The following is a 24,578-nucleotide window of genomic DNA, read 5'->3' as shown; positions in this document are numbered from 1 at the left end:
GGAACTTTGTTTCCTCTTTTTCTTGTTGTTTGAATTTAAAACGTTTCCTATTGATTTTGGCTCATAAAATCAACTAATTTATGATAAAATGGAAATAGAAAGTTGAGATTATGAGTTATTTTAAAAAATATAAATTTGATAAGTTACAGTTCAAACTTGGCATGCGAACCTTTAAAACCGGCATTGCTGTTTTTCTAGTTCTCTTGATTTTTGGTTTTTTTGGCTGGAAGGGACTGCAAATCGGGGCTTTGACAGCAGTCTTTAGTTTGCGAGAAAGTTTTGATAAGAGCGTCCATTTTGGAACTTCGCGTATCTTAGGAAATAGCATCGGAGGTTTTTATGCTCTTGTCTTTTTCCTCTTAAATACCTTATTTCAAGAAGCTTTTTGGGTAACCTTGCTGATTGTGCCAATTTGCACCATGTTAACCATTATGACAAATGTTGCTATGAACAACAAGGCAGGAGTTATTGGTGGTGTAGCAGCTATGTTGATCATTACCCTATCAATACCGAGCGGAGAAACATTTTTGTACGTGTTTGCGCGCGTATTTGAAACATTTATGGGAGTTTTTGTCGCAATCCTTGTAAATTATGATATTGAGCAACTGAAACTCTTTTGGGAGAAAAAAAGAAAATAATGTTACATTTTATGACATTATTCGTTGACGTTTGTCTTTTTTTAGACTATAATAGACAGGAAGAAGGAAATTGTAAATGAAGGAAAGAGAATTTCGCCGAAATATGGCTGTTTTTCCTATCGGCAGTGTTATGAAATTGACCGATCTCTCGGCGCGTCAGATTCGTTATTATGAAGATCAAGAGTTGATCAAACCTGATCGAAACGAAGGGAACCGTCGCATGTATTCGTTGAATGACATGGATCGTCTGCTTGAAATCAAAGATTATATCTCTGAAGGTTTCAATATCGCTGCCATTAAGAAGAAATATGCTGAACGTGAGGCGAAATCCAGGAAAGCAGTGAGCCCAACGGAAGTGCGTCGCGCACTTCACAATGAACTCCTCCAGCAGGGACGCTTTGCTTCAGCACATTCACCTTTTGGTCGCGGTTAGGCAATCGCAAGTAGTCATATATTAAGGAGAAAAACCATGCCAATCACAGCTGCAGATATTCGTCGTGAAGTCAAGGAAAAAAATGTTACCTTTATTCGTCTCATGTTCTCAGATATTTTGGGAACGATGAAAAACGTCGAAATTCCTGCTACAGATGAACAGTTAGATAAAGTCTTGTCAAACAAGGCTATGTTTGATGGATCTTCTATTGAAGGTTTTGTACGTATCAATGAGTCAGATATGTACTTGTACCCAGACTTGGATACATGGACAGTCTTCCCTTGGGGAGATGAAAACGGAAGTGTTGCAGGTTTGATCTGTGATGTCTATACAACAGAAGGTAAACCATTTGCAGGTGACCCTCGTGGCAATTTGAAACGTGCTCTTCGTCACATGGAAGAAGTAGGATTTAAATCCTTCAACCTTGGTCCAGAACCAGAATTCTTCCTATTTAAACTGGATGAAAATGGGGATCCGACTCTTGAGGTAAATGACAAGGGTGGCTACTTTGATTTGGCCCCTACTGACCTTGCAGACAATACACGTCGTGAGATTGTGAATGTCTTGACCAAAATGGGATTTGAAGTAGAAGCAAGTCACCACGAGGTTGCGGTTGGACAACATGAAATTGACTTCAAGTATGATGAAGTCCTCCGTGCCTGTGATAAGATTCAAATCTTTAAACTCGTTGTAAAAACCATTGCTCGCAAACACGGTCTTTACGCAACCTTTATGGCGAAACCAAAATTTGGTATTGCTGGATCAGGTATGCACTGTAATATGTCCTTGTTTGATGCAGAAGGAAATAATGCCTTCTTTGATCCAAACGATCCAAAAGGAATGCAGTTGTCTGAAACGGCCTACCATTTCCTTGGTGGTTTGATCAAGCATGCTTATAACTATACTGCCATCATGAACCCAACAGTTAACTCATACAAACGTTTGGTTCCAGGATACGAAGCGCCTGTTTACATTGCTTGGGCTGGTCGTAACCGTTCGCCGCTTGTGCGCGTTCCTGCTTCACGTGGTATGGGAACCCGTCTTGAGTTGCGTTCAGTGGATCCGATGGCAAATCCATATATCGCGATGGCAGTTCTTTTGGAAGTTGGTTTACACGGTATTGAAAACAAAATCGAAGCACCAGCTCCAATCGAAGAAAACATCTACATCATGACGGCAGAAGAGCGTAAGGAAGCTGGAATCACAGATCTTCCATCAACGCTTCACAACGCCTTGAAAGCTCTGACTGAGGATGACGTGGTCAAGGCAGCCCTAGGTGAACACATCTATACGAGCTTCCTCGAAGCCAAACGTATCGAGTGGGCTAGCTATGCAACCTTTGTGTCACAATGGGAAGTTGATAATTATCTAGACCTTTACTAATATAGAAGAAAGATTGCCTGAGGGCGGTCTTTTTTTGCGTTTTATATCGAGATGTGATATATTTTATATAACGAGGTGCGATATATTGAACTGAATGGGAGGTAGTTATAAATGGAATTAGCGGATAAGATTCGTCGGGTCTATCTTCCGATGACGGAAACAGGATTTTATATCTTGTTTTGTCTACAGAAGGAGAATCATGGATATGGTATTACACAAAAGGTTAAGGAGATGACAGATTCGCAAGTTTTGATTAGTCCTGGAACTATGTATGGAACCTTGTCGAAAATGGAAAAGGATGGCTTGATTTCCTTTGTCCGAGAGGAGGAAAAACGTAAAATCTATCAGATTACAGACTTGGGACGCAAAGTCTTAGATATTGAATTGAAACGTATTGAACGACTCTACAGAAATAGTCGGGAGGAAGGATGATGGAAAAGAAAATTGTTTACCGAATTTTTACAATTGCGGATTATGAGAGGGAGGCTCTATACTTTAGAGAAATGCATGCTAAGGGCTGGAAGCTTAGGAAAGTAAGCTATTCTATCTTATTGTTTGTAGTTAAGTATACCTTTGAAAAGTGTCAGCCGGAACAAGTATCTTATCAGTTGGATTTTTACCCGATGGAAAAATCAGAGAGATCCTCCTATTTACAACTGTTTAAAGACTGTGGCTGGGAGCATATTACAGACTTTAATAGTTTTTCCTACTTTAGAAAACCTTATTCTCAAATTGAATCAGATGCTGAGTTTGAGATTTATAACGATGCTACTAGCAAGTTAGATATGGTTAATCGGATTTTAAGACTGCGGTTGCTTCCTGTCTTGTTTTTCTTGTCAATGTTGATTCCGTTGTTCTTAAAGTTGCTCAGTGAAAGAGACGTTTTTAGCGGGCTAGTGTTTTTGCTTACTATCATAGATTGTGTTTTATTGTTGGCTCTGGTGGTTCAGATTTCTTATATTTTTTGGAGATTGTTTCAAAAGTGGAAAGAATTATCTGATAAATGAAGCAATACCTATTTTCTAATCTGGAGGTAAGACAATGAATAGTGAAGTACAATTTCGGATTTTTACAATAGTTGATTTGGACAAGGAGGAAGAATATTTATATGAGATGCACTTGAAAGGTTGGAGATATAGAACTAATCGTTTTGGTTTTTTCTATTTTGAACAATGCCAACCAGATGATGTCATCTATCATATCTATGATTCTAGATTTTTTAAAAAGTATAAGCATGAACTACAAGATTTTAGAAATAGAGGTTGGGAATCGATAGAAACAGGTTTTTGTTCAATTCTTCGTAAATCAGCTTCTGATTTACTTCCGGAGGATCAAGTCTATATGAATAAGGGGCTCAGATGGGAAGTCATGCGATCTAGACTTCGTTCATGTACAGCTACTTTCTTAGGTGGTTTTGTTGTCTGTATGAGTTTATTTAGAGAAGATCTTTCTATATCTTTCTTCATTATTTTTGTTCTATACGCTTTCCTGATTTCTTATCTGATCTATGGATATTACAGACTTAAAAGGAAATACCAAGTAGATGAACAGTAAGGTTCTAGGTCCTCAGACCGATTTTTAGCACTCTTGGTAAAAGAGTGCTATTTTTTTGAGTTTTTGTCTTGACATTATCTTTCAAGGGTGTATAATAGAATCATGAGTTAGCACTTGAGTGTATTGAGTGCTAATTGATCAGACAGAGAGGAGTGATGAGATGGTTACAGAGCGTCAGCAGGATATTTTAAATCTGATTATTGACATCTTTACCAAAACGCACGAACCTGTCGGATCCAAAGCCTTGCAAGAGTCTGTTAACTCTAGCAGTGCAACCATTCGTAATGATATGGCGGCTTTAGAAAAGCAAGGTTTGCTTGAGAAAGCTCATACTTCAAGTGGTCGGATGCCAAGTGTTGCTGGTTTTCAGTACTATGTGAAACACTCACTGGATTTCGACAGACTAGCTGAAAATGAGGTTTATGAGATTGTCAAAGCCTTTGATCAGGAGTTCTTCAAATTGGAGGATATTCTGCAAGAGGCTGCTAATCTACTAACAGACTTGAGTGGTTGTACGGTAGTGGCACTGGATGTTGAGCCCAGCAGACAACGGCTGACAGCCTTTGATATCGTTATTTTAGGACAACATACAGCCTTGGCAGTATTTACCTTAGACGAATCGCGAACGGTTACCAGTCAGTTTTTGATTCCAAGAAACTTCTTGCAGGAGGATTTGCTGAAACTGAAGAGCATCATTCAGGAACGTTTCCTAGGTCACACCGTTCTAGATATTCACTACAAGATTCGGACGGAGATTCCGCAGATTATCCAGCGTTACTTCACAACGACGGACAATGTCATCGATCTCTTTGAACACATCTTTAAGGAAATGTTCAACGAAAACATTGTGGTGGCTGGTAAGGTCAATCTCTTGAATTTTGCAAATCTAGCAGCTTATCAGTTCTTTGACCAACCACAGAAAGTGGCTCTGGAAATTCGTGAGGGTCTGCATGAAGATCAAATGCAAAATGTCCGTGTTGCGGACAGTCAAGAGTCTTGTCTAGCAGACCTAGCAGTGATTAGCAGTAAATTCCTCATTCCTTATCGAGGTTTTGGAATTCTTGCCATTATCGGTCCGGTTAATCTGGATTACCAGCAATTGGTTAATCAACTCAATGTGGTCAATCGAGTCTTAACTATGAAACTCACAGATTTCTATCGCTATTTGAGTAGTAATCATTATGAGGTGAGTTGAATATGAAATTACATAAATTCCTAAAAAGGAGGCGAAAAATGTCTGAGGAAATAAAAAACGAAGAAGTAAAAGAAGAGGAAGTTGTGGAAGCTACTGAAGAAGCTGTAGAAACTACTCCTGAGAAAACAGAGTTAGAACTAGCCAATGAACGTGCGGACGAGTTCGAAAATAAATATCTTCGCGCTCATGCAGAAATGCAAAATATCCAACGTCGTGCCAATGAAGAGCGTCAAAACTTGCAACGCTATCGTAGTCAAGATTTGGCAAAAGCAATCTTACCATCGCTCGACAACCTAGAACGTGCACTTGCAGTTGAAGGATTGACAGACGATGTCAAAAAAGGATTGGAGATGGTGCAAGAGAGCTTGATTCACGCTTTGAAAGAAGAAGGAATCGAAGAAATCGCAGCTGATGGTGAATTTGACCATAACTATCACATGGCCATCCAAACTTTCCCAGCAGACGATGAACACCCAGCAGACACCATCGCCCAAGTTTTCCAAAAAGGCTACAAACTCCATGATCGTATCCTAAGACCAGCCATGGTAGTAGTATACAACTAGGCAATAGAGCTTAAAAATCTTGTCCGAAACGACAATAAACTATGAAAGAAAGATAAAAAAGTAGTTCAGCTTTGCAATAGTGAGCGAAGCGAACCAAAGGCGATACTCTTCGCCGTGACGCTATTTGCGCAAACTTTGAGACCTTAGGCTCAAAGTTTAGTCAAAGAGATTGACGAAGCCAAGCTCTGACAGCGCCGCCACCTAAGAAGAGTATCAAAAAGAAAAATAGAAAATAAAATTTAAGGAGAAAAACACATGTCTAAAATTATCGGTATTGACTTAGGTACAACAAACTCAGCAGTTGCAGTTCTTGAAGGAACTGAAAGCAAAATCATCGCAAATCCAGAAGGAAACCGCACAACTCCATCTGTAGTGTCATTCAAAAACGGTGAAATCATCGTTGGTGATGCTGCGAAACGTCAAGCAGTAACAAACCCAGATACAGTTATCTCTATCAAATCTAAGATGGGAACTTCTGAAAAAGTTTCTGCTAATGGTAAAGAATACACTCCACAAGAAATCTCAGCTATGATCCTTCAATACTTGAAAGGTTACGCTGAAGATTACCTTGGTGAAAAAGTAACTAAAGCTGTTATCACAGTTCCAGCTTACTTTAACGATGCTCAACGTCAAGCAACAAAAGACGCTGGTAAAATTGCTGGTCTTGAAGTAGAACGTATCGTCAACGAACCAACTGCAGCAGCTCTTGCTTACGGTTTGGATAAGACTGACAAAGAAGAAAAAATCTTGGTATTCGACCTTGGTGGAGGTACATTTGACGTCTCTATCCTTGAACTCGGTGACGGTGTCTTCGATGTATTGTCAACTGCAGGGGACAACAAACTTGGTGGTGACGACTTTGACCAAAAAATCATCGACCACTTGGTAGCAGAATTCAAGAAAGAAAACGGTATTGACTTGTCTACTGACAAGATGGCAATGCAACGTTTGAAAGATGCAGCTGAAAAAGCGAAGAAAGACCTTTCTGGTGTAACTTCAACTCAAATCAGCTTGCCATTTATCACTGCAGGTGAAGCTGGCCCTCTTCACTTGGAAATGACTTTGACTCGTGCGAAATTTGACGATTTAACTCGTGACCTTGTAGAACGTACAAAAGTTCCAGTTCGTCAAGCCCTTTCAGATGCAGGTTTGAGCTTGTCAGAAATTGACGAAGTTATCCTTGTTGGTGGTTCAACTCGTATCCCAGCTGTTGTAGAAGCTGTGAAAGCTGAAACTGGAAAAGAGCCAAATAAATCAGTAAACCCTGATGAAGTTGTTGCTATGGGTGCGGCTATCCAAGGTGGTGTCATCACTGGTGATGTCAAAGACGTTGTCCTTCTTGATGTAACACCATTGTCACTCGGTATCGAAACAATGGGTGGCGTCTTCACAAAACTTATCGATCGCAACACTACTATTCCAACATCTAAATCACAAGTCTTCTCAACAGCAGCAGACAACCAACCAGCCGTTGATATCCACGTTCTTCAAGGTGAACGCCCAATGGCAGCAGATAACAAGACTCTTGGACGTTTCCAATTGACAGATATCCCAGCTGCACCTCGAGGAATTCCTCAAATCGAAGTAACATTTGACATCGACAAGAATGGTATCGTATCTGTTAAAGCCAAAGACCTTGGAACTCAAAAAGAACAAACAATTGTTATCCAATCGAACTCAGGTTTGACTGATGAAGAAATCGACCGCATGATGAAAGATGCAGAAGCTAACGCTGAAGCAGATAAGAAACGTAAAGAAGAAGTAGACCTTCGTAACGAAGTTGACCAAGCAATCTTCGCAACTGAAAAGACCATCAAGGAAACTGAAGGAAAAGGCTTTGACGCAGAACGCGACGCTGCCCAAGCTGCCCTTGATGATCTTAAGAAAGCCCAAGAAGACAACAACTTGGACGAAATGAAAGCAAAACTTGAAGCATTGAACGAAAAAGCTCAAGGACTTGCTGTTAAACTTTACGAACAAGCTGCAGCAGCACAACAAGCTCAAGCACAAGCAGGAGCAGAAGGCGCACAAGCAACAGGAAACGCAGGCGATGACGTCGTAGACGGAGAGTTTACGGAGAAATAAAATAGTCCAGTGGACTATTTTATCCCGAGCTTGAAAATCAGGAGAGCGAGGTAGTTAAGAATGACTAATCACTAAAGTGATTGTCATTCTACGGCAATCGCTATGGCGACTTGCCTAAACGCCTTACTAGTTCAAAAACAAAGTATAATCGACTTTGTTTTTGAACGTCGTAATGATAGGAAGAAATCCAGAGGTTGCAACCCAGCCTCTGTTTTTCGGTAAAATAGAGGATGTTGCGTATGAAAAAAGTACTTTGTATCATTTATCCTAATTTTTCTCTTTATGAGATAACCGCTTTAACAAGTACTTTAGCTCTGTCTTTTGACATCACGATTGATTATGTCGCTTCAGATTATTCGATAGTTATATCTGAGGATGGCTTACCTTGTCAACCTACAAAAACATTGGATCAAATCTGTATAGAAGAGTATTCTTGTATCATTTTACCAGGAATGGTAAATATAGGGCCTGCTCTACAGGATGAAAAATTAAATTCTTTTTTGAAAGAACTCGGTGAGCAGGATATCTTAATTACAGCAATTTCTTCTGCGCCCGTTTTGTTAGCGAAAGCTGGCTTGTTGAATGACACGAAATTTACAGGTGGAATTTGGCAAAACTTCTTTGACTATTTTGAATTTCTTCCACGTGAAAATTTCCAACCCAAAGTTCTTGTGCAAGATAAAAATATCATTACGGCTATAGGTTTTGCACATCAAGAGTTTGCAAGAAAAGTGATTCTTAGTCTAGGTTTGGCAGAAAATACTGACAACTATTTTAAAGAACAGAACGAATATTCAGAAGAGGACTTGATTTTTACTCTATCGGACAAAGAGTTTGATGAAGTGAAGCAGAGTATAGAAAAGATCCTCTAAAGATTTACTTATAAATTACAGAAAGGAATAAGGGTGTTCGTAACTGAACACGGGCTACGGACTGTGCCAAAAAGATAGTTTTTTCTAGGACGCAAGCGTCCGTCGTCAAAACTCCTATTTTGGCTGTGTCCGTTTGACGCCCTTTGTATCTTGAATTATGAACAATACTGAATTTTATGATCGTCTGGGGGTGTCAAAAAACGCTTCGGCAGACGAGATCAAAAAGGCTTATCGTAAGCTTTCCAAAAAATATCACCCAGATATCAACAAGGAACCTGGCGCTGAGGAAAAATACAAGGAAGTTCAAGAAGCTTATGAGACTTTGAGTGACGACCAAAAACGTGCTGCCTATGACCAATATGGTACTGCGGGTGCCAACGGTGGCTTTGGTGGTGCTGGTGGTTTCGGTGGCTTTGACGGAGCAAGTGGCTTCGGTGGTTTTGAGGATATCTTCTCAAGTTTCTTTGGCGGAGGCGGTTCTTCGCGCAATCCTAACGCTCCTCGCCAAGGTGATGACCTCCAATACCGTGTGAATTTGACTTTTGAAGAAGCCATTTTCGGAACGGAAAAAGAAGTGAAATACAACCGTGAAGCAAGCTGTCGTACATGTAATGGCTCTGGTGCTAAGCCAGGGACAAGTCCAGTCACTTGTGGACGCTGTCATGGCGCTGGTGTCATTAACGTCGATACGCAGACTCCGCTTGGTATGATGCGTCGTCAAGTAACCTGTGATGTCTGTCATGGTCGCGGAAAGGAAATCAAAGACCCATGTACAACTTGTCATGGAACAGGTCATGAAAAACAAGCTCATAGTGTACATGTGAAGATCCCTGCTGGTGTGGAAACAGGCCAACAAATCCGCCTAGCGGGTCAAGGTGAAGCAGGCTTTAACGGTGGTCCTTATGGTGACTTGTACGTGGTGGTTTCAGTTGAAGCTAGTGATAAATTTGAACGTGAAGGAACAACCATTTTCTACAAGTTGAATCTTAATATTGTCCAAGCAGCCCTTGGTGATACTGTGGAGATTCCAACCGTGCATGGCGATGTTGAGTTGGTCATCCCAGAAGGAACTCAGACTGGCAAGAAATTCCGTCTACGTGGTAAGGGAGCACCGAGCCTTCGTGGCGGTGCCGTTGGTGACCAATATGTTACTGTCAATGTTGTGACTCCGACAGGTTTGAACGACCGCCAAAAAGCAGCCTTGAAAGAATTCGCAGCTGCAGGCGATTTGAAAGTCAATCCAAAGAAAAAAGGTTTCTTTGACCATATAAAAGATGCCTTTGAAGGAGAATAAAGTAAAAAGAGCCTCAAGGCTCTTTTTTGTATAATTTTGGGAAATTTAGCGTCGAAAAATCATTTTCCAGTTAGCCTACTATTTATACTTTTGAGTGAGCAAGCCAGCTGCATCCATGTCCTGAATGAGTTGCTTGATTTCTGCTTCTTTGCCAGGCTTAACGGTGATGGTATCAATATGCTTGATCGCCGAGTTATCCTGAATATCCACCAAGGTCAAAGCTTTTTCATAGAATGCAATTCCCTTTTTAAGACTTTCCTGATCATTCCAAAAGAGAATTGAGTAATTGGGATTAAATTTCTTTCCGATTTCTTGGAGATACTTCTCGCTTTCTTTCTCTAAAAACTGCAATAAACCATGATTGAACAAGTTATCCCCTACTTTATAGTAGGAAATCTCTCCTGTCTGGAGGACATAGACTTCGAGTCGATTTTTGGTGAGTTTTGGACTTTCTTTTAGGACGGTGTGACTATTGATAACCTCATCTGAGAAAGTAACATAAAAATGTAAGCCTCCACCCTCGAATTGATACCTTCCATTTGATTCTACTTTCTCAGGAGGGAGGTCAAGGGAGATAAAGATTTGTTTTAAGGATTCATTTCCTTTTTGGATGTCACTCGGTGAGGCCTTGAAAAGATTCATCAGTAGTAGAAATGCCAAGGCTACAAGCAGGCAGAGGCAACCACAAGGGATCGCGATGACCTTCGCTAGAACTTTTAAAAACTGTTTCACTTTCATTCCCTCCCTTTTCTGTTCGAATCTAGTAACCCAAAATGGATTTAAGGAAACTTGGAGGCTTTCTTATTCTTGTTTTTCTTCTTGGAGGATCGCCATTCTAGTTTGGAAATCTTTTTCCAAGACTTTGAATTTATAGGTTAAATCTTTTTGGTATTCCTTGATAAGGGCTTTTTGTTGGTCGATGATTTGTAGGCTGTTTTGGATGATATCCAAATCATCCTTAATGGCTTCGACGCGGTCAGTTGTATCTAGCACTTCATCCTGAATGGCTTGGCGATTTTTTACGACAAAATAACTTCCGGCTGCAGCTCCTGCAAATAGCAATAGATTGGATAGTTTCATGGCATCTCCTTAGGCATTTCTAATGGTTTCAGCGACTTGGGCAAGTTTGTCAAAGTCGGGTTCGTGGGCAATAAAGTCAATCTTGAGGTCATCTTCTGCACTGTAGCGAGGAACGAGGTGCACATGGGTATGAAAGACCGTTTGACCAGCGATTTCCTCGCAGTTGGCAATGATATTCATGCCGGCAGCCTTGGTAGCCTTCATGACTTTTTGAGCTACTGTTGGCACTTGGGCAAAGAGTTGGCTGGCGCTGGTAGCGTCCATCTCCAAAAGATTGCGATAATGCTCTTTTGGTACGACTAAGGTGTGTCCAGGCGTTACTTGAGAGATATCAAGAAAGGCAAGAACCTGCTCATCCTCGTATACTTTTGAAGCAGGAATCTCCCCTGCGATGATCTTACAAAAAATGCAATCTGACATAAAATCCACCTCTACTGTATTGAATTTTGATATAATATAGCTACATTATACCAGATTCGGAGAAAATATGTTAGAAATTAAAAACCTGACAGGAGGCTATGTTCACGTTCCTGTCTTGAAAGATGTGTCCTTTACAGTTGAAAGTGGGCAGTTGGTCGGTTTGATTGGTCTCAATGGTGCTGGGAAATCAACGACTATCAATGAGATTATCGGTCTGTTGACACCTTACAGTGGGGAAATCAAGATTAACGGTCTCACCCTACGAGAAGATGCGACCAACTACCGCAAGCAGATTGGCTACATCCCAGAAACGCCTAGCTTGTATGAAGAACTGACCCTCAGAGAGCATATCGAAACGGTTGCCATGGCCTATGGTATTGAGCAGAATATAGCTTTTGAGCATGTAGAACCTTTGTTAAAAATGTTCCGTTTGGATCAAAAATTAGATTGGTTTCCTGTGCATTTTTCCAAAGGGATGAAGCAGAAGGTCATGATTATCTGTGCTTTTGTGGTGGATCCGAGTCTTTTCATCGTGGATGAGCCTTTTCTTGGCCTCGATCCGCTGGCTATTTCTGACTTGGTTCAGCTTTTGGAAGTAGAAAAGCAAAAAGGCAAGTCTATCCTCATGAGTACTCACGTGCTGGACTCGGCGGAGAAGATGTGTGACGCCTTTGTTATCCTCCACAAGGGGGAGGTGAGGGCTCAGGGGAACCTCCAGCAACTGCGCGAGGCCTTTAACATGCCTGAGGCTAGTTTGAATGATATTTACTTGGCTCTGACCAAAGAGGAGGACCTATGAAAGACTTGTTTTTAAAGAGAAAGCAGGCTTTTCGTAAGGAGTGTGTCGGTTATCTCCGTTACGTTCTCAATGACCACTTTGTCTTGTTCCTGCTGGTTCTCATCGGTTTTCTAGCTTACCAGTACAGTCAACTCTTGCAAGATTTTCCTGAAAATCATTGGCCTATTCTCTTGTTTTTGGGGATTGTCTCTGCCTTGCTTTTAGCTTGGGGAGGAATCGCGACCTACATGGAAGTACCTGACAAACTCTTTCTCTTAGTCAGTGAAGAGGAGGTCAAGTCCTACCTCAAAGGGCAGACAGTGCGCTCATTGGTCTTTTGGCTCTTGGTACAGACTCTCTGCTTACTTCTTTTTGCGCCCTTGTTTTTAGCCATGGGTTATGGCTTGCCAGTCTTTTTTGCCTATATGCTTTTATTGGGGATTGGGAAATACCTCCTCTTTCGCCAAAAAGCCAGTAAATTTTTCACTGAAACTGGGCTGGACTGGGACTATGTCATTGCACAAGAAAGCAAGCGCAAGCAAGTCTTGCTTCGTTTCTTTGCTCTCTTTACTCAGGTCAAGGGAGTTTCAAATAGTGTCAAACGTCGCGCTTATCTGGATTTTATCCTTAAAGTAGTTCAGAAAGTGCCTGGGAAAATCTGGCAAAACCTCTATCTTCGTTCTTACCTGCGAAATGGAGACCTCTTTGCCCTCAGTCTCCGCCTCTTACTCCTATCCTTGTTAGCTGTGATTTTTATCGAGCAGTCATGGATTGCGACAGCAGTGGTTGTCCTGCTTAATTACCTCATGCTCTTCCAGTTGTTGGCTCTCTATCGTGCTTTTGACTACCAGTACTTGACCCATCTCTTTCCTTTAGAAAAGGGTGAAAAAGAGAAGGGGTTGAAACAGATTGTGCTCGGTGTGGGAAGTGTCGTTCTTTTGTTAGAATTGCTGGTCGGAGCAGTGGTTTTTCAAGAAAAAATAGCCTTGTTGACTCTTGTAGGGGCTAGTCTCTTCCTACAATTGTTTTATTTACCTTACCAACTGAAAAGACTGGTTGACGAATAGACCAAAAACTAGTAGAATAGTAAGGAAACTTTATACGGAGGAAAGAAATGGACTTGGGTGATAATGAGCTAACGCTGACCCCTATCCCTGGGAAGAGCGGCAAAGCTTATATGGGAAGCTACCCTGATGGGAAGCGCGTCTTTGTAAAAATGAACACCTCTCCAATCCTACCTGGCTTAGCCAGAGAACAAATCGCTCCTCAATTACTATGGACTCGTCGTTTGCCAGATGGTCGTGATATGTGTGCCCAGGAATGGTTGACGGGCAAAATCTTGACACCGCACGATATGAATCGCAAGCAGATCATCAATATCTTGACACGTCTTCACCGCTCACGTCCCTTGATGAAGCAGTTGAGCCGTTTGGGATATACCATGGAGACGCCAGTAGACTTGTTGCAGTCTTGGAGGCAGGAAGCACCCGAAGTCTTGAAACGACATCAGTACTTAAACTCGGTGATTGATGATTTGCGCAGGACGGTTCCAGGTTTTAGAGAAGACCATGCAACGATTGTGCATGGTGATCTTCGCCATAGTAATTGGATTGAGACGGAGAGTGGACTCGTTTATCTAGTGGATTGGGATTCGGTTCGTCTGACGGATCGCATGTTTGATGTGGCGCATATGCTGTGTCATTATATTCCAGAGCAGCATTGGCATGATTGGCTGACTTATTATGGTTATAAGTACAATCAGACAGTTTTGGAAAAATTGTATTGGTATGGTCAGTATTCTTACTTGAGCCAGATTGCCAAATACTTTGTAAATCAAGATTTAGATAATGTAAACCGGGAGATTTACGCCTTGCGTGTCTTCCGTGACAAGTATGGAAAGAAGAGATGAGAGTTAGAAATCGTAAAGGGGCGACAGAATTACTAGAGGCTAATCCTCAGTATGTGGTCCTCAATCCCTTGGAGGCAAAAGGGAAATGGCGAGACTTGTTTGGAAATGATCATCCTATTCATGTTGAAGTTGGAAGTGGGAAAGGGGCCTTCGTATCAGGAATGGCCAAGCAAAATCCTGACATCAACTACATCGGGATTGATATCCAAAAGTCGGTATTGAGTTATGCCTTGGACAAGGTGCTTGAAGTTGGAGTGCCCAACATCAAGTTGCTGTGGGTAGATGGTTCAGATTTGACGGACTACTTTGAAGACGGTGAGATTGATCGTCTCTACCTAAACTTTTCAGATCCTTGGCCTAAAAAACGCCATGAAAAACGTCGTCTGACCTACAAGAGTTTCTTGGATACCTTCAAGCGCATTTTGCCTGAGAATGGGGAAATCCATTTCAAGACAGACAATCGTGGCTTGTTTGAGTACAGTCTAGTGAGTTTTTCTCAGTATGGGATGAAACTCAATGGGGTTTGGCTGGACCTGCATGCCAGTGATTTTGAAGGCAATGTCATGACGGAATATGAGCAAAAATTCTCCAGCAAAGGTCAAGTGATCTACCGAGTTGAGGCAGAATTTTAAGAAATAGCTTGAAAACCAGCCGTTTGAGTGCTAATACTTTACATAAATTGACAAACGTGCTATACTGATAGTAAGAATATGAGAAAGAGAGGCGGGGAAATATCTTCGCCTCTTGCTTATGAGGAGGTGGACGCAATCGCAACAATCGTAGAATTAGTCAGAGAAGTTGTAGAACCTGTCATCCAAGCGCCTTTCGAGCTCGTGGATATCGAGTATGGAAAGATTGGCAGTGATATGATTCTCAGTATTTTTGTAGATAAACCTGAAGGAATTACCTTGAACGACACGGCAGACCTGACAGAAATTATCAGTCCTGTCTTAGATACCATCAAGCCTGATCCCTTCCCAGAACAATATTTCCTAGAAATCACCAGTCCAGGCTTGGAACGTCCTTTGAAAACCAAGGATGCTGTCGCTGGAGCAGTTGGGAAATACATTCATGTCGGGCTCTACCAAGCCATCGATAAGCAAAAAGTCTTTGAAGGAACTCTGTTGGCCTTTGAAGAGGATGAGTTGACCATGGAATATATGGACAAAACACGTAAGAAAACCGTCCAAATTCCATACAGTTTAGTATCAAAAGCACGTTTAGCAGTTAAATTATAGAAAAAGAAAGGATAGCTTTTGAGGATTCAAAAGTGAAGAAAACATGAGTAAAGAAATGCTAGAGGCCTTCCGCATTTTGGAAGAAGACAAGGGAATCAAAAAAGAAGACATCATCGACGCAGTAGTAGAGTCGCTTCGTTCCGCTTATCGCAGACGCTATGGTCAATCAGATAGCGTAGCCATTGACTTCAACGAAAAAACAGGTGATTTTACAGTTTATACTGTCCGTGAAGTTGTTGATGAAGTGTTTGATAGCCGTTTGGAAATCAGCTTGAAAGATGCCCTTGCCATTAATTCAGCCTATGAGCTTGGTGACAAGATTAAGTTTGAAGAAGCACCAGCTGAGTTTGGTCGTGTAGCAGCCCAATCTGCTAAACAAACCATCATGGAAAAAATGCGCAAGCAAACACGTGCCATCACTTATAATACTTACAAAGAACATGAACAAGAAATCATGTCTGGTACAGTAGAACGTTTTGACAATCGCTTTATTTATGTCAACCTTGGTAGCATCGAAGCCCAATTGTCAAAACAAGACCAAATCCCTGGAGAAGTTTTTGCTTCCCACGACCGTATCGAAGTCTACGTTTACAAGGTTGAAGACAATCCTCGTGGTGTCAATGTATTTGTTAGCCGTAGCCATCCAGAAATGATCAAACGCTTGATGGAGCAAGAAATTCCAGAAGTCTACGATGGAACTGTTGAAATCATGAGCGTAGCCCGCGAAGCTGGTGACCGTACTAAAGTTGCCGTTCGTAGCCATAATCCAAACGTGGACGCTATCGGGACAATCGTTGGGCGTGGTGGTGCTAATATCAAGAAAATCACCAGCAAATTCCACCCAGCTCGCTACGACGCTAAGAGCGACCGTATGATTCCTGTAGAAGAGAACATTGACGTTATCGAGTGGGTAGCGGATCCAGCAGAGTTTATCTACAATGCCATCGCACCTGCAGAGGTTGACCAAGTTATCTTTGATGAAAATGATAGCAAACGTGCCTTGGTCGTTGTACCTGATAACAAGCTTTCTCTTGCTATCGGTCGTCGTGGACAAAACGTTCGCTTGGCAGCTCACTTGACAGGTTACCGTATCGATATCAAGTCTGCCAGTGAGTTTGAAGCTATGGAAGAAGCAGGTCAAGTGGATTACGCAGCTGCGGATGAATTGATCGAAGAATAAAAGCTGCTAGAGGAGGGAAAGATGAAAACAAGAAAAATCCCTTTGCGCAAGTCTGTTGTATCTAACGAAGTGATTGATAAGCGTGATTTGCTCCGCATTGTCAAGAACAAAGAAGGAGAGATCTTTATCGATCCGACAGGCAAGGCCAATGGCCGTGGCGCTTATATCAAGCTAGACAATGCAGAAGCCCTAGAGGCAAAAAAGAAGAAAGTCTTTAACCGTAGCTTTAACATGGAAGTGGAAGAAAGCTTTTATGATGAGTTGATCGCTTATGTCGATCACAAAGTAAAAAGAAGAGAGTTAGGACTTGAATAAGCAAAAGATAAGCAATCTCTTGGGGCTTGCTCAGCGAGCAGGCAGGATTATATCGGGTGAGGAATTGGTGGTCAAGGCCATTCAAGACCAGAAAGCCAAGCTAGTCTTACTAGCCCATGATGCTGGTCCCAATCTAACCAAGAAGATTCAAGATAAAAGTGACTATTATCAAGTAGAAGTTATAACCGTGTTTTCAACACTGGAATTAAGCATAGCAGTCGGAAAATCAAGAAAGGTTTTGGCTGTGACAGATGCTGGATTTACAAAGAAAATGAGGTCTCTTATGGAATAGAAGAGGAGGACATGATTTGTCTAAGAAAAGATTGTACGAAATCGCAAAAGAACTTGGAAAAGAAAGTAAAGAAGTTGTAGCGCGTGCAAAAGAGTTGGGCTTGGATGTAAAAAGCCACTCATCGAGCGTGGAAACCGCTGCTGCTGAGCAAATCGCAGCGAGCTTTAAGCCTGCATCCGCTCCTAAGGCAGAAGTAAAACCTGCAGTACCAAAAGTTAGTGTAGAAAAGAAAGCAGAAAAGCCTGTTTCAACTAAACCAGCTGTAGCCAAGGAAGAGGCAAAACCTGCTGAGCCAGTCGCTCCTAAAACAGAAAAAGTGGTGGCTGCAAGACCGCAGAGCCGAAACTTCAAGGCGGAGCGTGAGGCACGTGCAAAAGAGCAGGCAGAGCGACGCAAACAAAACAAGGGCAATAACCGTGACCAACAACAAAACGGCAACCGTCAGAAAAACGACGGCCGTAATGGTGGCAAACCTGGTCAAGGAAACCGCGACAATCGCCGTTTTAACGACCAAGGGAAGAAACCACAAGGTCAAGGAAATCGTGGCAATGATCGTCGTCAGCAACAAGACTTCCAACTAAAACAAGCTGAGCCACGTGTTGACTTTAAAGCTCGTGCAGCAGCCCTAAAAGCAGAGCAAAATGCAGAGTACGCACGCTCAAGCGAGGAGCGCTTCAAACAATCGCAAGCTGCTAAAGAAGCCTTGGCTCAAGCTAATAAACGCAAGGAGCCTGAGGAAATCTTTGAGGAAGCTGCTAAGCTAGCTGAACAAACGCAGCCAGCCGTAACAGTAGCTCCAGTAGCGAAAGAAGCGCCAGTGGATACACGTCGTAAAAAACAAGCCCGACCAGACAAAGAACGTGACGATTATGATCACGAAGAAGATGGTCCTAGAAAACAACAAAAGAATCGAAGTAGTCAGAATCAAGTGAGAAATCAAAGAAATAGTAACTGGAATAACAACAAAAAGAATAAAAAAGGCAACAAGCAAAATAACCGCAATCAGGCACCAAAACCTGTTACAGAACGTAAGTTCCATGAATTGCCAAGCGAATTTGAATATACAGATGGTATGACTGTTGCTGAAATCGCGAAACGTATCAAACGTGAACCAGCTGAAATTGTTAAGAAACTCTTTATGATGGGTGTTATGGCTACACAAAACCAATCTTTGGATGGAGAAACCATTGAACTCCTATTGGTAGATTATGGTATCGAAGCCAAACAAAAGGTTGAAGTGGACAATGCCGACATCGAACGTTTCTTCGTCGAAGATGGGTATCTTAATGAAGATGAATTGGTTGAACGTCCACCAGTTGTAACCATCATGGGACACGTTGACCATGGTAAGACAACACTTTTGGATACCCTTCGTAACTCTCGTGTTGCGACAGGTGAAGCAGGTGGTATCACTCAGCATATCGGTGCCTACCAAATCGTTGAAAACGGCAAGAAGATTACCTTCCTTGATACACCAGGACACGCGGCCTTTACATCTATGCGTGCGCGTGGTGCATCTGTTACCGATATCACCATCTTGGTCGTAGCGGCAGACGACGGTGTTATGCCTCAGACTATCGAAGCCATCAACCACTCAAAAGCGGCGAATGTTCCAATCATCGTAGCCATTAACAAGATTGATAAACCAGGTGCCAACCCAGAACGCGTTATCGGTGAATTGGCAGAGCATGGGGTTATGTCAACAGCTTGGGGTGGAGATTCTGAATTTGTCGAAATCTCAGCTAAATTCAACCAAAACATCGATGAACTCTTGGAAACAGTCCTTCTTGTGGCTGAAATCCAAGAACTCAAGGCAGACCCAACAGTGCGTGCTATCGGTACGGTTATCGAAGCTCGCTTGGATAAAGGAAAAGGTGCGGTTGCAACCCTTCTTGTTCAACAAGGTACTTTGAATGTTCAAGACCCAATTGTTGTCGGAAATACCTTCGGTCGTGTCCGTGCCATGACCAATGACCTTGGTCGTCGTGTCAAGGTTGCAGGCCCATCAACACCAGTCTCTATCACAGGTTTGAATGAAGCGCCAATGGCAGGTGACCACTTTGCTGTTTACGAAGATGAAAAATCTGCGCGTGCAGCAGGTGAAGAACGTGCCAAACGCGCGCTCATGAAACAACGTCAAGCTACCCAACGTGTGAGCCTTGAAAACCTCTTTGATACACTTAAAGCTGGTGAACTCAAGTCAGTCAACGTTATCATCAAGGCCGACGTACAAGGTTCTGTTGAAGCCCTTTCTGCTTCACTTCAAAAAATCGATGTGGAAGGTGTCAAAGTTACCATCGTCCACTCGGCTGTCGGTGCCATCAACGAGTCTGATGTGACTCTTGCAGAAGCTTCAAATGCCTTCATCGTTGGTTTTAACGTACGCCCTACACCACAAGCACGTCAACAAGCAGAAGCTGACGATGTAGAAATCCGTCTCCACAGCATTATCTACAAGGTTATCGAAGAGATGGAAGAAGCTATGAAAGGGATGCTTGACCCAGAATTTGAAGAAAAAGTTATCGGTGAAGCAGTTATCCGTGAAACCTTCAAAGTTTCTAAAGTGGGAACCATCGGTGGATTTATGGTTATGAGTGGTAAGGTTACCCGTGACTCGAAAGTCCGTGTCATCCGTGACGGTGTCGTTATATATGACGGCGAACTCGCAAGCTTGAAACACTACAAAGACGATGTGAAAGAAGTTACAAACGGTCGTGAAGGTGGATTGATGATTGATGGCTACAATGACATCAAGATGGATGATGTGATTGAGGCATATATCATGGAAGAAATCAAGAGATAATAGAGAAACGATAGCTCATTTGACTCGTCGTCAACAGCGCCTTGATGAACCCCTAGTTCTATCTAAGGCTTGTTTCCTAGATTCAAATGGCTCTAGTTCCTCTATCTAATAAAAATAGCTAGGTCTGCTGGCCTAGCTTTTGGTTCAAAGTAGAGAAAGGAATATCATGGCAAATCATTTCCGTACGGATCGTGTGGGCATGGAAATCAAGCGTGAAGTCAATGAGATTTTGCAAAAGAAAGTCCGTGATCCGCGTGTCCAAGGTGTGACCATCACAGATGTTCAGATGCTAGGTGACTTATCTGTTGCCAAGGTTTACTACACCATTTTGAGTAACCTTGCTTCGGATAATCAAAAAGCTCAAATCGGGCTTGAAAAAGCAACTGGAACTATCAAACGTGAACTTGGTCGCAATTTGAAATTGTACAAAATTCCAGATTTAACCTTCGTCAAAGACGAGTCCATCGAATATGGAAACAAGATTGACGAGATGCTACGCAATCTGGATAAGAATTAAGAAAGAGGGGCAACCCTCTTTTTTGATGTATGCTAATCGTCCTTATGGTATAATATAAGCAGGAAAATCATTTTAGAACATACATGGAGGTCGTCATGGATAATATCATCGATGTGTCAATTCCCGTTGCAGAAGTGGTGGATAAGCATCCAGAAGTCTTGGAAATCCTAGTGGAGCTTGGTTTTAAACCACTTGCTAATCCCTTGATGCGCAACACGGTCGGTCGCAAAGTATCGCTCAAACAGGGTTCTAAGCTTGAAGGAACTCCTATGGACAAGATTGTCCGCACACTGGAAGCGAATGGTTACGAAGTGATTGGATTAGACTAATGGCAGATGAACGGATTCATATCCTACGGGATATTTTGTTAGAATTGCACAATGGTGCCTCTCCTGAGTCAGTTCAGGAGCGCTTTGATGCGACCTTTACAGGTGTGTCAGCCATTGAGATTTCCCTTATGGAGCACGAGCTGATGAACTCAGACTCAGGTGTTACTTTTGAAGATATTATGGAGCTCTGTGATGTCCATGCCAATCTTTTTAAAAACGCTGTTAAGGGTGTCGAAGTAGAGGATACAGAGCACCCAGGTCACCCAGTTCGGGTCTTCAAGGATGAAAATCTAGCTCTCCGTGCTGCCTTGATTCGCATTCGGAGACTGTTAGATACCTATGAGTCTATGGAAGACGAGGAAATGCTTGCGGAGATGCGCAAGGGTTTGGTCCGTCAAATGGGGCTGTTGGGCCAATTTGATATCCACTACCAGCGCAAGGAAGAGCTCTTTTTCCCCATCATGGAGCGCTATGGTCACGATTCACCCCCTAAGGTCATGTGGGGAGTGGATGACCAGATCAGGGAACTCTTTCAGACAGCTCTAGCGACGGCTAAGGCACTACCAGAAGTGTCGATTAGCAGTGTAAAAGAAGATTTTGAAGCTTTTGCGACAGAGTTTGAAAGTATGATTTTCAAGGAAGAGTCCATCCTCCTCATGATTCTCCTCGAGTCTTTCACCCAGGATGATTGGATTCAGATTGCGGAGGAGAGCGATGCCTACGGCTATGCCATCATCCGTCCGTCTGAGAAATGGGTTCCAGAACGACAGCGTTTTGTTGAGGCAAAGAGTGCAGAGGAGCCCGTGCAGCTAGACACTGCTGAAGGCCAAGTGCATCAAGTTATCGATACACCAGAAGGTCAGTTCACCATTACCTTTACCCCTAAGGAAAAGGAAGCGGTGCTGGACCGTCATAGTCAACAGGCTTTTGGCAATGGCTATCTCTCCGTCGAGCAGGCCAACCTCATCCTCAATCACCTCCCTATGGAGATTACCTTTGTCAATAAAGACGACATTTTCCAGTATTACAATGACAATACGCCAGCTGATGAGATGATTTTCAAACGGACGCCGTCCCAAGTCGGACGCAATGTTGAACTCTGCCATCCGCCCAAGTACTTAGACAAGGTGAAGGCCGTTATGAAAGGTCTTCGTGAAGGGGTCAAGGACAAGTATGAAATGTGGTTCAAGTCTGAGTCGCGAGGCAAGTTTGTCCACATCACCTACGCTGCAGTACACGATGAGAACGGAGAATTCCAGGGAGTGTTGGAGTATGTTCAGGATATTCAGCCCTACCTAGAGATTGATACGGACTACTTCCGTGGATTAGAATAAGGAGAACCAATGAGTTACGAACAGGAATTTATGAAGGAATTTGAAGCCTGGGTCAATACCCAGATCATGATCAACGACATGGCGCACAAGGAAAGTCAAAAAGTCTACGAAGAAGATCAGGACGAGCGTGCCAAAGATGCCATGATTCGCTACGAGAGTCGCTTGGATGCTTATCAGTTTTTGCTGGGTAAGTTTGAAAACTTCAAAGCAGGCAAGGGATTTCATGATCTGCCAGAAGGCTTGTTTGGTGAACGAAATTATTAAAATAGTGATACTTTCTTGATTTTTTGCCAAAATCTTGATAGAATATCTTTATTAAATCCTTGTCAGAGCAGGGATTTTTTATTGAAAGGATTTTATCATGTCAAAGAAACTCCAACGTAAAAAACAATTGCGAAATAGCCTTCGTCGCTCAGGTGCATTTTCAAGTACTGTGAACAAGGTTGTCGAAGAGACAAAGAAAGTTGTGAAACATGCAGAACAATCTGCCAGCCAAGCAGGAAAAGTTGTCTCTAAAAAAGTGGAACAAGCAGTAGAAGCGACCAAGGAACAAGCTCAAAAAGTAGCCAATTCAGTAGAAGATTTCGCAGCTACTTTGGGTGGTCTCTCAGTAGATCGCGCTAAGACTTTCTATGATGAAGGTATCAAGTCGGCTGCTGACTTTAAAAACTGGACGGAAAAAGAACTCCTTGCCTTGAAAGGAATCGGCCCAGCTACTATTAAGAAATTAAAAGAACACGGAATCAGCTTCAAGTAATTTTTCTTGTCCCTTGCATTTCCGTCAAAAACTTGTTACAATAAAGCTATTAGAGGTGTTTTGAATCCCACATTTTACAGAAAGTGGCGGAGCTGAGAAGTCCACAAATGTGTCAAAACTGGTTGCTGATGGATGAAAATGAAATATTAGAATAGTCTTTTTGTTCCCTTTTAGGACTAGGCAGCGAGTTGCAGGCTGTACTGAAGTACGTCAAAGCGAGCTAACGACGTCATAAAAGAGAAACAAGAAGACTAGAGTTGCGGGCTCTGCCCGAAATTGGGTGGTACCGCGGATAATCACATTCGTCCCTGTCATATAGATGGCAGGGGCGATTTTTTGTAGAAAGCGAGGTAGGAAGATGGAGCAAGCACAATTACCAGAACGATTAGAAACGGAGCGCCTCGTCTTACGAGTCCGCACAGTGGCGGATGCCGAAGATATCCATGCCTATGCTAGTCTGCCAGAAGTCTCCTACCCAGCAGGCTTTCCGCCCGTCAAGACCTTGGAAGATGAGATTTACTACCTGGAGCATATTCTGCCCGAGCGCAATCAAAAGGAAAATCTACCAGCTGGCTACGGAATTGTCGTCAAAGGAACCGACACAGTCATGGGTTCTGTTGATTTCAATCATCGCCACGCAGACGATGTACTGGAGATTGGCTACACCTTGCACCCAGACTATTGGGGCCAAGGTTATGTACCAGAAGCCGCGCGTGCCTTGATTGATGAGGCTTTTAAAGAACTTGGTCTTCACAAGATTGAACTATCTTGCTACAGCCATAATCTCCAAAGCCAACGAGTCGCTGAGAAACTTGGTTTCACTCTTGAAGCTCGCATCCGGGACCGCAAAGATGCCCAAGGCAATCGCTGTGATGATTTGAGGTATGGCTTGCTGAGGAGTGAGTGGGAGGGAATAAGATGAGTGATGTAAAAGAGGAAGTAAGCTCTTTATCTGAGGAACAGTTACGTCAAATTGATGTGGAGTATGCTGAATTAGATGATAATGATATTATCGAGCGATTAGCATATTTAGAAATTAACAATAATGAAAAACGTTTTATCATCTCTGATATTGAACCAACCAAGGAAATAATGTCAGTTTCGAACCAAATTTTTGAGATTCAAAAGGATTTTCAAAAAATCAAGAATATGTTCGAATTGTTTATTTCAGATGTCTCGGATTTTTTAAGTATTAAGAATAAACTTGAGTCAAAGGAATTGAAAATTGAAGAGGCAGACGTGAATCGTTTCATGATTCATTTATTATCCAGTGGAAAATTGTTTGTCGATTTTAATGAAAATCAAATCAAACAAAAATATTCCCAGGATAGTGAGGAATTTGATTGTATACATAGTTTTGCAAGCTATCAGTATGATACGAACTTTGCTTATCGATTTTGTCATTCTTTGAGAAATTATTCGCAACATATTGACTTACCAATAAATGAAGTAAAAGTTGTTAGCACAGATGATGAAAGTGTTATAGTTGATTTCTATATTGATTTAGATTATCTTTTAAATTCCAACTTTAAATGGAAAAAATTGAAAATGGAATTGATAGAACTAAACAGAAAAACATCTAAGATTGATGCTATAACTCTAGTTAAAG

The 24,578-nt window shown here is 42.2% G+C and carries 30 protein-coding genes; 27 read left to right on the top strand and 3 right to left on the bottom strand.

Annotated elements, in window-relative coordinates; all coding sequences use genetic code 11:
- The first annotated feature begins 110 nt into the window (after window positions 1–110).
- The 11 genes from D8862_RS03665 (at window position 111) to dnaJ (ending at window position 10,017) form a co-directional block, all read left to right on the top strand.
- Window positions 111–638: an FUSC family protein gene (locus D8862_RS03665; RefSeq protein WP_125448737.1), complete on the top strand. Its 528-nt coding sequence runs from the start codon at window positions 111–113 to the stop codon at window positions 636–638.
- 76 nt (window positions 639–714) lie between these two features.
- Entirely contained in the window at window positions 715–1,071 is a 357-nt protein-coding gene (glnR, locus tag D8862_RS03660) for a transcriptional repressor GlnR (RefSeq protein ID WP_125448736.1), read from the top strand.
- Between the two features lie 36 nt (window positions 1,072–1,107).
- Window positions 1,108–2,454: a type I glutamate--ammonia ligase gene (gene glnA / locus D8862_RS03655; RefSeq protein WP_125448735.1), complete on the top strand. Its 1,347-nt coding sequence runs from the start codon at window positions 1,108–1,110 to the stop codon at window positions 2,452–2,454.
- A 111-nt stretch (window positions 2,455–2,565) separates the two neighbouring features.
- Window positions 2,566–2,886, top strand: a complete 321-nt coding sequence (locus D8862_RS03650; RefSeq protein ID WP_125448734.1) for a PadR family transcriptional regulator — start codon at window positions 2,566–2,568, stop codon at window positions 2,884–2,886.
- The gene (locus tag D8862_RS03645) at window positions 2,886–3,461 is read left to right on the top strand and encodes a DUF2812 domain-containing protein (RefSeq protein ID WP_125448733.1); all 576 of its coding nucleotides are present in this window, start codon (window positions 2,886–2,888) and stop codon (window positions 3,459–3,461) included. The genes D8862_RS03650 and D8862_RS03645 overlap by 1 nt, the downstream gene beginning before the upstream one ends.
- Before the next feature lie 34 nt (window positions 3,462–3,495).
- Window positions 3,496–4,008, top strand: coding sequence for a DUF2812 domain-containing protein (locus D8862_RS03640; RefSeq protein WP_125448732.1), 513 nt, complete (start codon window positions 3,496–3,498; stop codon window positions 4,006–4,008).
- 160 nt (window positions 4,009–4,168) lie between these two features.
- Entirely contained in the window at window positions 4,169–5,203 is a 1,035-nt protein-coding gene (gene hrcA / locus D8862_RS03635) for a heat-inducible transcriptional repressor HrcA (protein WP_125448731.1), read from the top strand.
- A gap of 38 nt (window positions 5,204–5,241) precedes the next feature.
- Entirely contained in the window at window positions 5,242–5,766 is a 525-nt protein-coding gene (grpE, locus tag D8862_RS03630) for a nucleotide exchange factor GrpE (RefSeq protein ID WP_125448730.1), read from the top strand.
- 255 nt (window positions 5,767–6,021) lie between these two features.
- Window positions 6,022–7,851, top strand: coding sequence for a molecular chaperone DnaK (dnaK, locus tag D8862_RS03625; protein WP_125448729.1), 1,830 nt, complete (start codon window positions 6,022–6,024; stop codon window positions 7,849–7,851).
- A 239-nt stretch (window positions 7,852–8,090) separates the two neighbouring features.
- Entirely contained in the window at window positions 8,091–8,723 is a 633-nt protein-coding gene (locus tag D8862_RS03620) for a DJ-1/PfpI family protein (protein WP_125448728.1), read from the top strand.
- 157 nt (window positions 8,724–8,880) lie between these two features.
- Entirely contained in the window at window positions 8,881–10,017 is a 1,137-nt protein-coding gene (gene dnaJ, locus D8862_RS03615) for a molecular chaperone DnaJ (protein WP_125448727.1), read from the top strand.
- Between the two features lie 78 nt (window positions 10,018–10,095).
- Here the strand turns inward: dnaJ and D8862_RS03610 are convergent, their stop codons facing one another.
- The 3 genes from D8862_RS03610 to D8862_RS03600 form a co-directional block, all read right to left on the bottom strand.
- Entirely contained in the window at window positions 10,096–10,755 is a 660-nt protein-coding gene (locus D8862_RS03610) for a hypothetical protein (RefSeq protein WP_125448726.1), read from the bottom strand.
- A 63-nt stretch (window positions 10,756–10,818) separates the two neighbouring features.
- Window positions 10,819–11,097: a hypothetical protein gene (locus tag D8862_RS03605; RefSeq protein ID WP_125448725.1), complete on the bottom strand. Its 279-nt coding sequence runs from the start codon at window positions 11,095–11,097 to the stop codon at window positions 10,819–10,821.
- A gap of 9 nt (window positions 11,098–11,106) precedes the next feature.
- Window positions 11,107–11,517: an HIT family protein gene (locus tag D8862_RS03600; RefSeq protein WP_096422739.1), complete on the bottom strand. Its 411-nt coding sequence runs from the start codon at window positions 11,515–11,517 to the stop codon at window positions 11,107–11,109.
- A gap of 67 nt (window positions 11,518–11,584) precedes the next feature.
- Here D8862_RS03600 and D8862_RS03595 point away from each other — a divergent pair, with 67 nt between their 5' ends.
- From D8862_RS03595 to D8862_RS03520, 16 genes are all read left to right on the top strand, one after another.
- Window positions 11,585–12,316, top strand: a complete 732-nt coding sequence (locus D8862_RS03595; protein WP_125448724.1) for an ABC transporter ATP-binding protein — start codon at window positions 11,585–11,587, stop codon at window positions 12,314–12,316.
- Window positions 12,313–13,362 (top strand): ABC transporter permease, encoded by a 1,050-nt coding sequence (locus D8862_RS03590; protein ID WP_125448723.1) that lies wholly within the window; start codon window positions 12,313–12,315, stop codon window positions 13,360–13,362. The genes D8862_RS03595 and D8862_RS03590 overlap by 4 nt, the downstream gene beginning before the upstream one ends.
- 47 nt (window positions 13,363–13,409) lie before the next feature.
- Window positions 13,410–14,204, top strand: coding sequence for a cell cycle regulator CcrZ (ccrZ, locus tag D8862_RS03585; RefSeq protein WP_125448722.1), 795 nt, complete (start codon window positions 13,410–13,412; stop codon window positions 14,202–14,204).
- Window positions 14,201–14,836, top strand: coding sequence for a tRNA (guanosine(46)-N7)-methyltransferase TrmB (gene trmB, locus D8862_RS03580; protein ID WP_001266088.1), 636 nt, complete (start codon window positions 14,201–14,203; stop codon window positions 14,834–14,836). Before ccrZ ends, trmB begins: the two co-directional genes overlap by 4 nt.
- A 126-nt stretch (window positions 14,837–14,962) precedes the next feature.
- A complete protein-coding gene (gene rimP / locus D8862_RS03575) occupies window positions 14,963–15,442 on the top strand; it encodes a ribosome maturation factor RimP (protein WP_000338691.1) in 480 nt (159 codons plus the stop codon).
- 43 nt (window positions 15,443–15,485) lie between these two features.
- Window positions 15,486–16,622, top strand: a complete 1,137-nt coding sequence (gene nusA, locus D8862_RS03570) for a transcription termination factor NusA (protein ID WP_000032277.1) — start codon at window positions 15,486–15,488, stop codon at window positions 16,620–16,622.
- 21 nt (window positions 16,623–16,643) lie between these two features.
- Window positions 16,644–16,937, top strand: a complete 294-nt coding sequence (gene rnpM / locus D8862_RS03565; RefSeq protein ID WP_000857555.1) for an RNase P modulator RnpM — start codon at window positions 16,644–16,646, stop codon at window positions 16,935–16,937.
- Window positions 16,930–17,229: a YlxQ-related RNA-binding protein gene (locus D8862_RS03560; RefSeq protein WP_125448721.1), complete on the top strand. Its 300-nt coding sequence runs from the start codon at window positions 16,930–16,932 to the stop codon at window positions 17,227–17,229. The genes rnpM and D8862_RS03560 overlap by 8 nt, the downstream gene beginning before the upstream one ends.
- A gap of 16 nt (window positions 17,230–17,245) precedes the next feature.
- Window positions 17,246–20,032, top strand: coding sequence for a translation initiation factor IF-2 (gene infB, locus D8862_RS03555; protein ID WP_125448720.1), 2,787 nt, complete (start codon window positions 17,246–17,248; stop codon window positions 20,030–20,032).
- A 166-nt stretch (window positions 20,033–20,198) separates the two neighbouring features.
- The gene (gene rbfA, locus D8862_RS03550; protein ID WP_001273601.1) at window positions 20,199–20,549 is read left to right on the top strand and encodes a 30S ribosome-binding factor RbfA; all 351 of its coding nucleotides are present in this window, start codon (window positions 20,199–20,201) and stop codon (window positions 20,547–20,549) included.
- A 95-nt stretch (window positions 20,550–20,644) separates the two neighbouring features.
- Entirely contained in the window at window positions 20,645–20,878 is a 234-nt protein-coding gene (locus D8862_RS03545; protein ID WP_000368739.1) for a DUF1858 domain-containing protein, read from the top strand.
- Entirely contained in the window at window positions 20,878–22,212 is a 1,335-nt protein-coding gene (locus tag D8862_RS03540; RefSeq protein WP_125448719.1) for a DUF438 domain-containing protein, read from the top strand. Before D8862_RS03545 ends, D8862_RS03540 begins: the two co-directional genes overlap by 1 nt.
- 9 nt (window positions 22,213–22,221) lie before the next feature.
- On the top strand, window positions 22,222–22,476 hold the full coding sequence (locus D8862_RS03535) for a DUF1912 family protein (RefSeq protein ID WP_000119707.1): 255 nt from the start codon (window positions 22,222–22,224) through the stop codon (window positions 22,474–22,476).
- Between the two features lie 97 nt (window positions 22,477–22,573).
- A complete protein-coding gene (locus tag D8862_RS03530; protein ID WP_125448718.1) occupies window positions 22,574–22,969 on the top strand; it encodes a helix-hairpin-helix domain-containing protein in 396 nt (131 codons plus the stop codon).
- A gap of 358 nt (window positions 22,970–23,327) precedes the next feature.
- Window positions 23,328–23,891 (top strand): GNAT family N-acetyltransferase, encoded by a 564-nt coding sequence (locus D8862_RS03525; RefSeq protein WP_125448717.1) that lies wholly within the window; start codon window positions 23,328–23,330, stop codon window positions 23,889–23,891.
- Window positions 23,888–24,578: ribosome-binding factor A (locus D8862_RS03520; RefSeq protein ID WP_125448716.1), on the top strand; the 691-nt coding region annotated here is incomplete at its 3' end. The genes D8862_RS03525 and D8862_RS03520, both read left to right, overlap by 4 nt.

The organism is Streptococcus oralis (genome assembly GCF_003942585.1).
Classification (GTDB): Bacteria; Bacillota; Bacilli; order Lactobacillales; family Streptococcaceae; genus Streptococcus; species Streptococcus oralis_BE.
The sequence above is the reverse complement of the archived record's forward strand: the minus strand, read 5'-3'. Positions and strand labels throughout refer to the sequence as shown.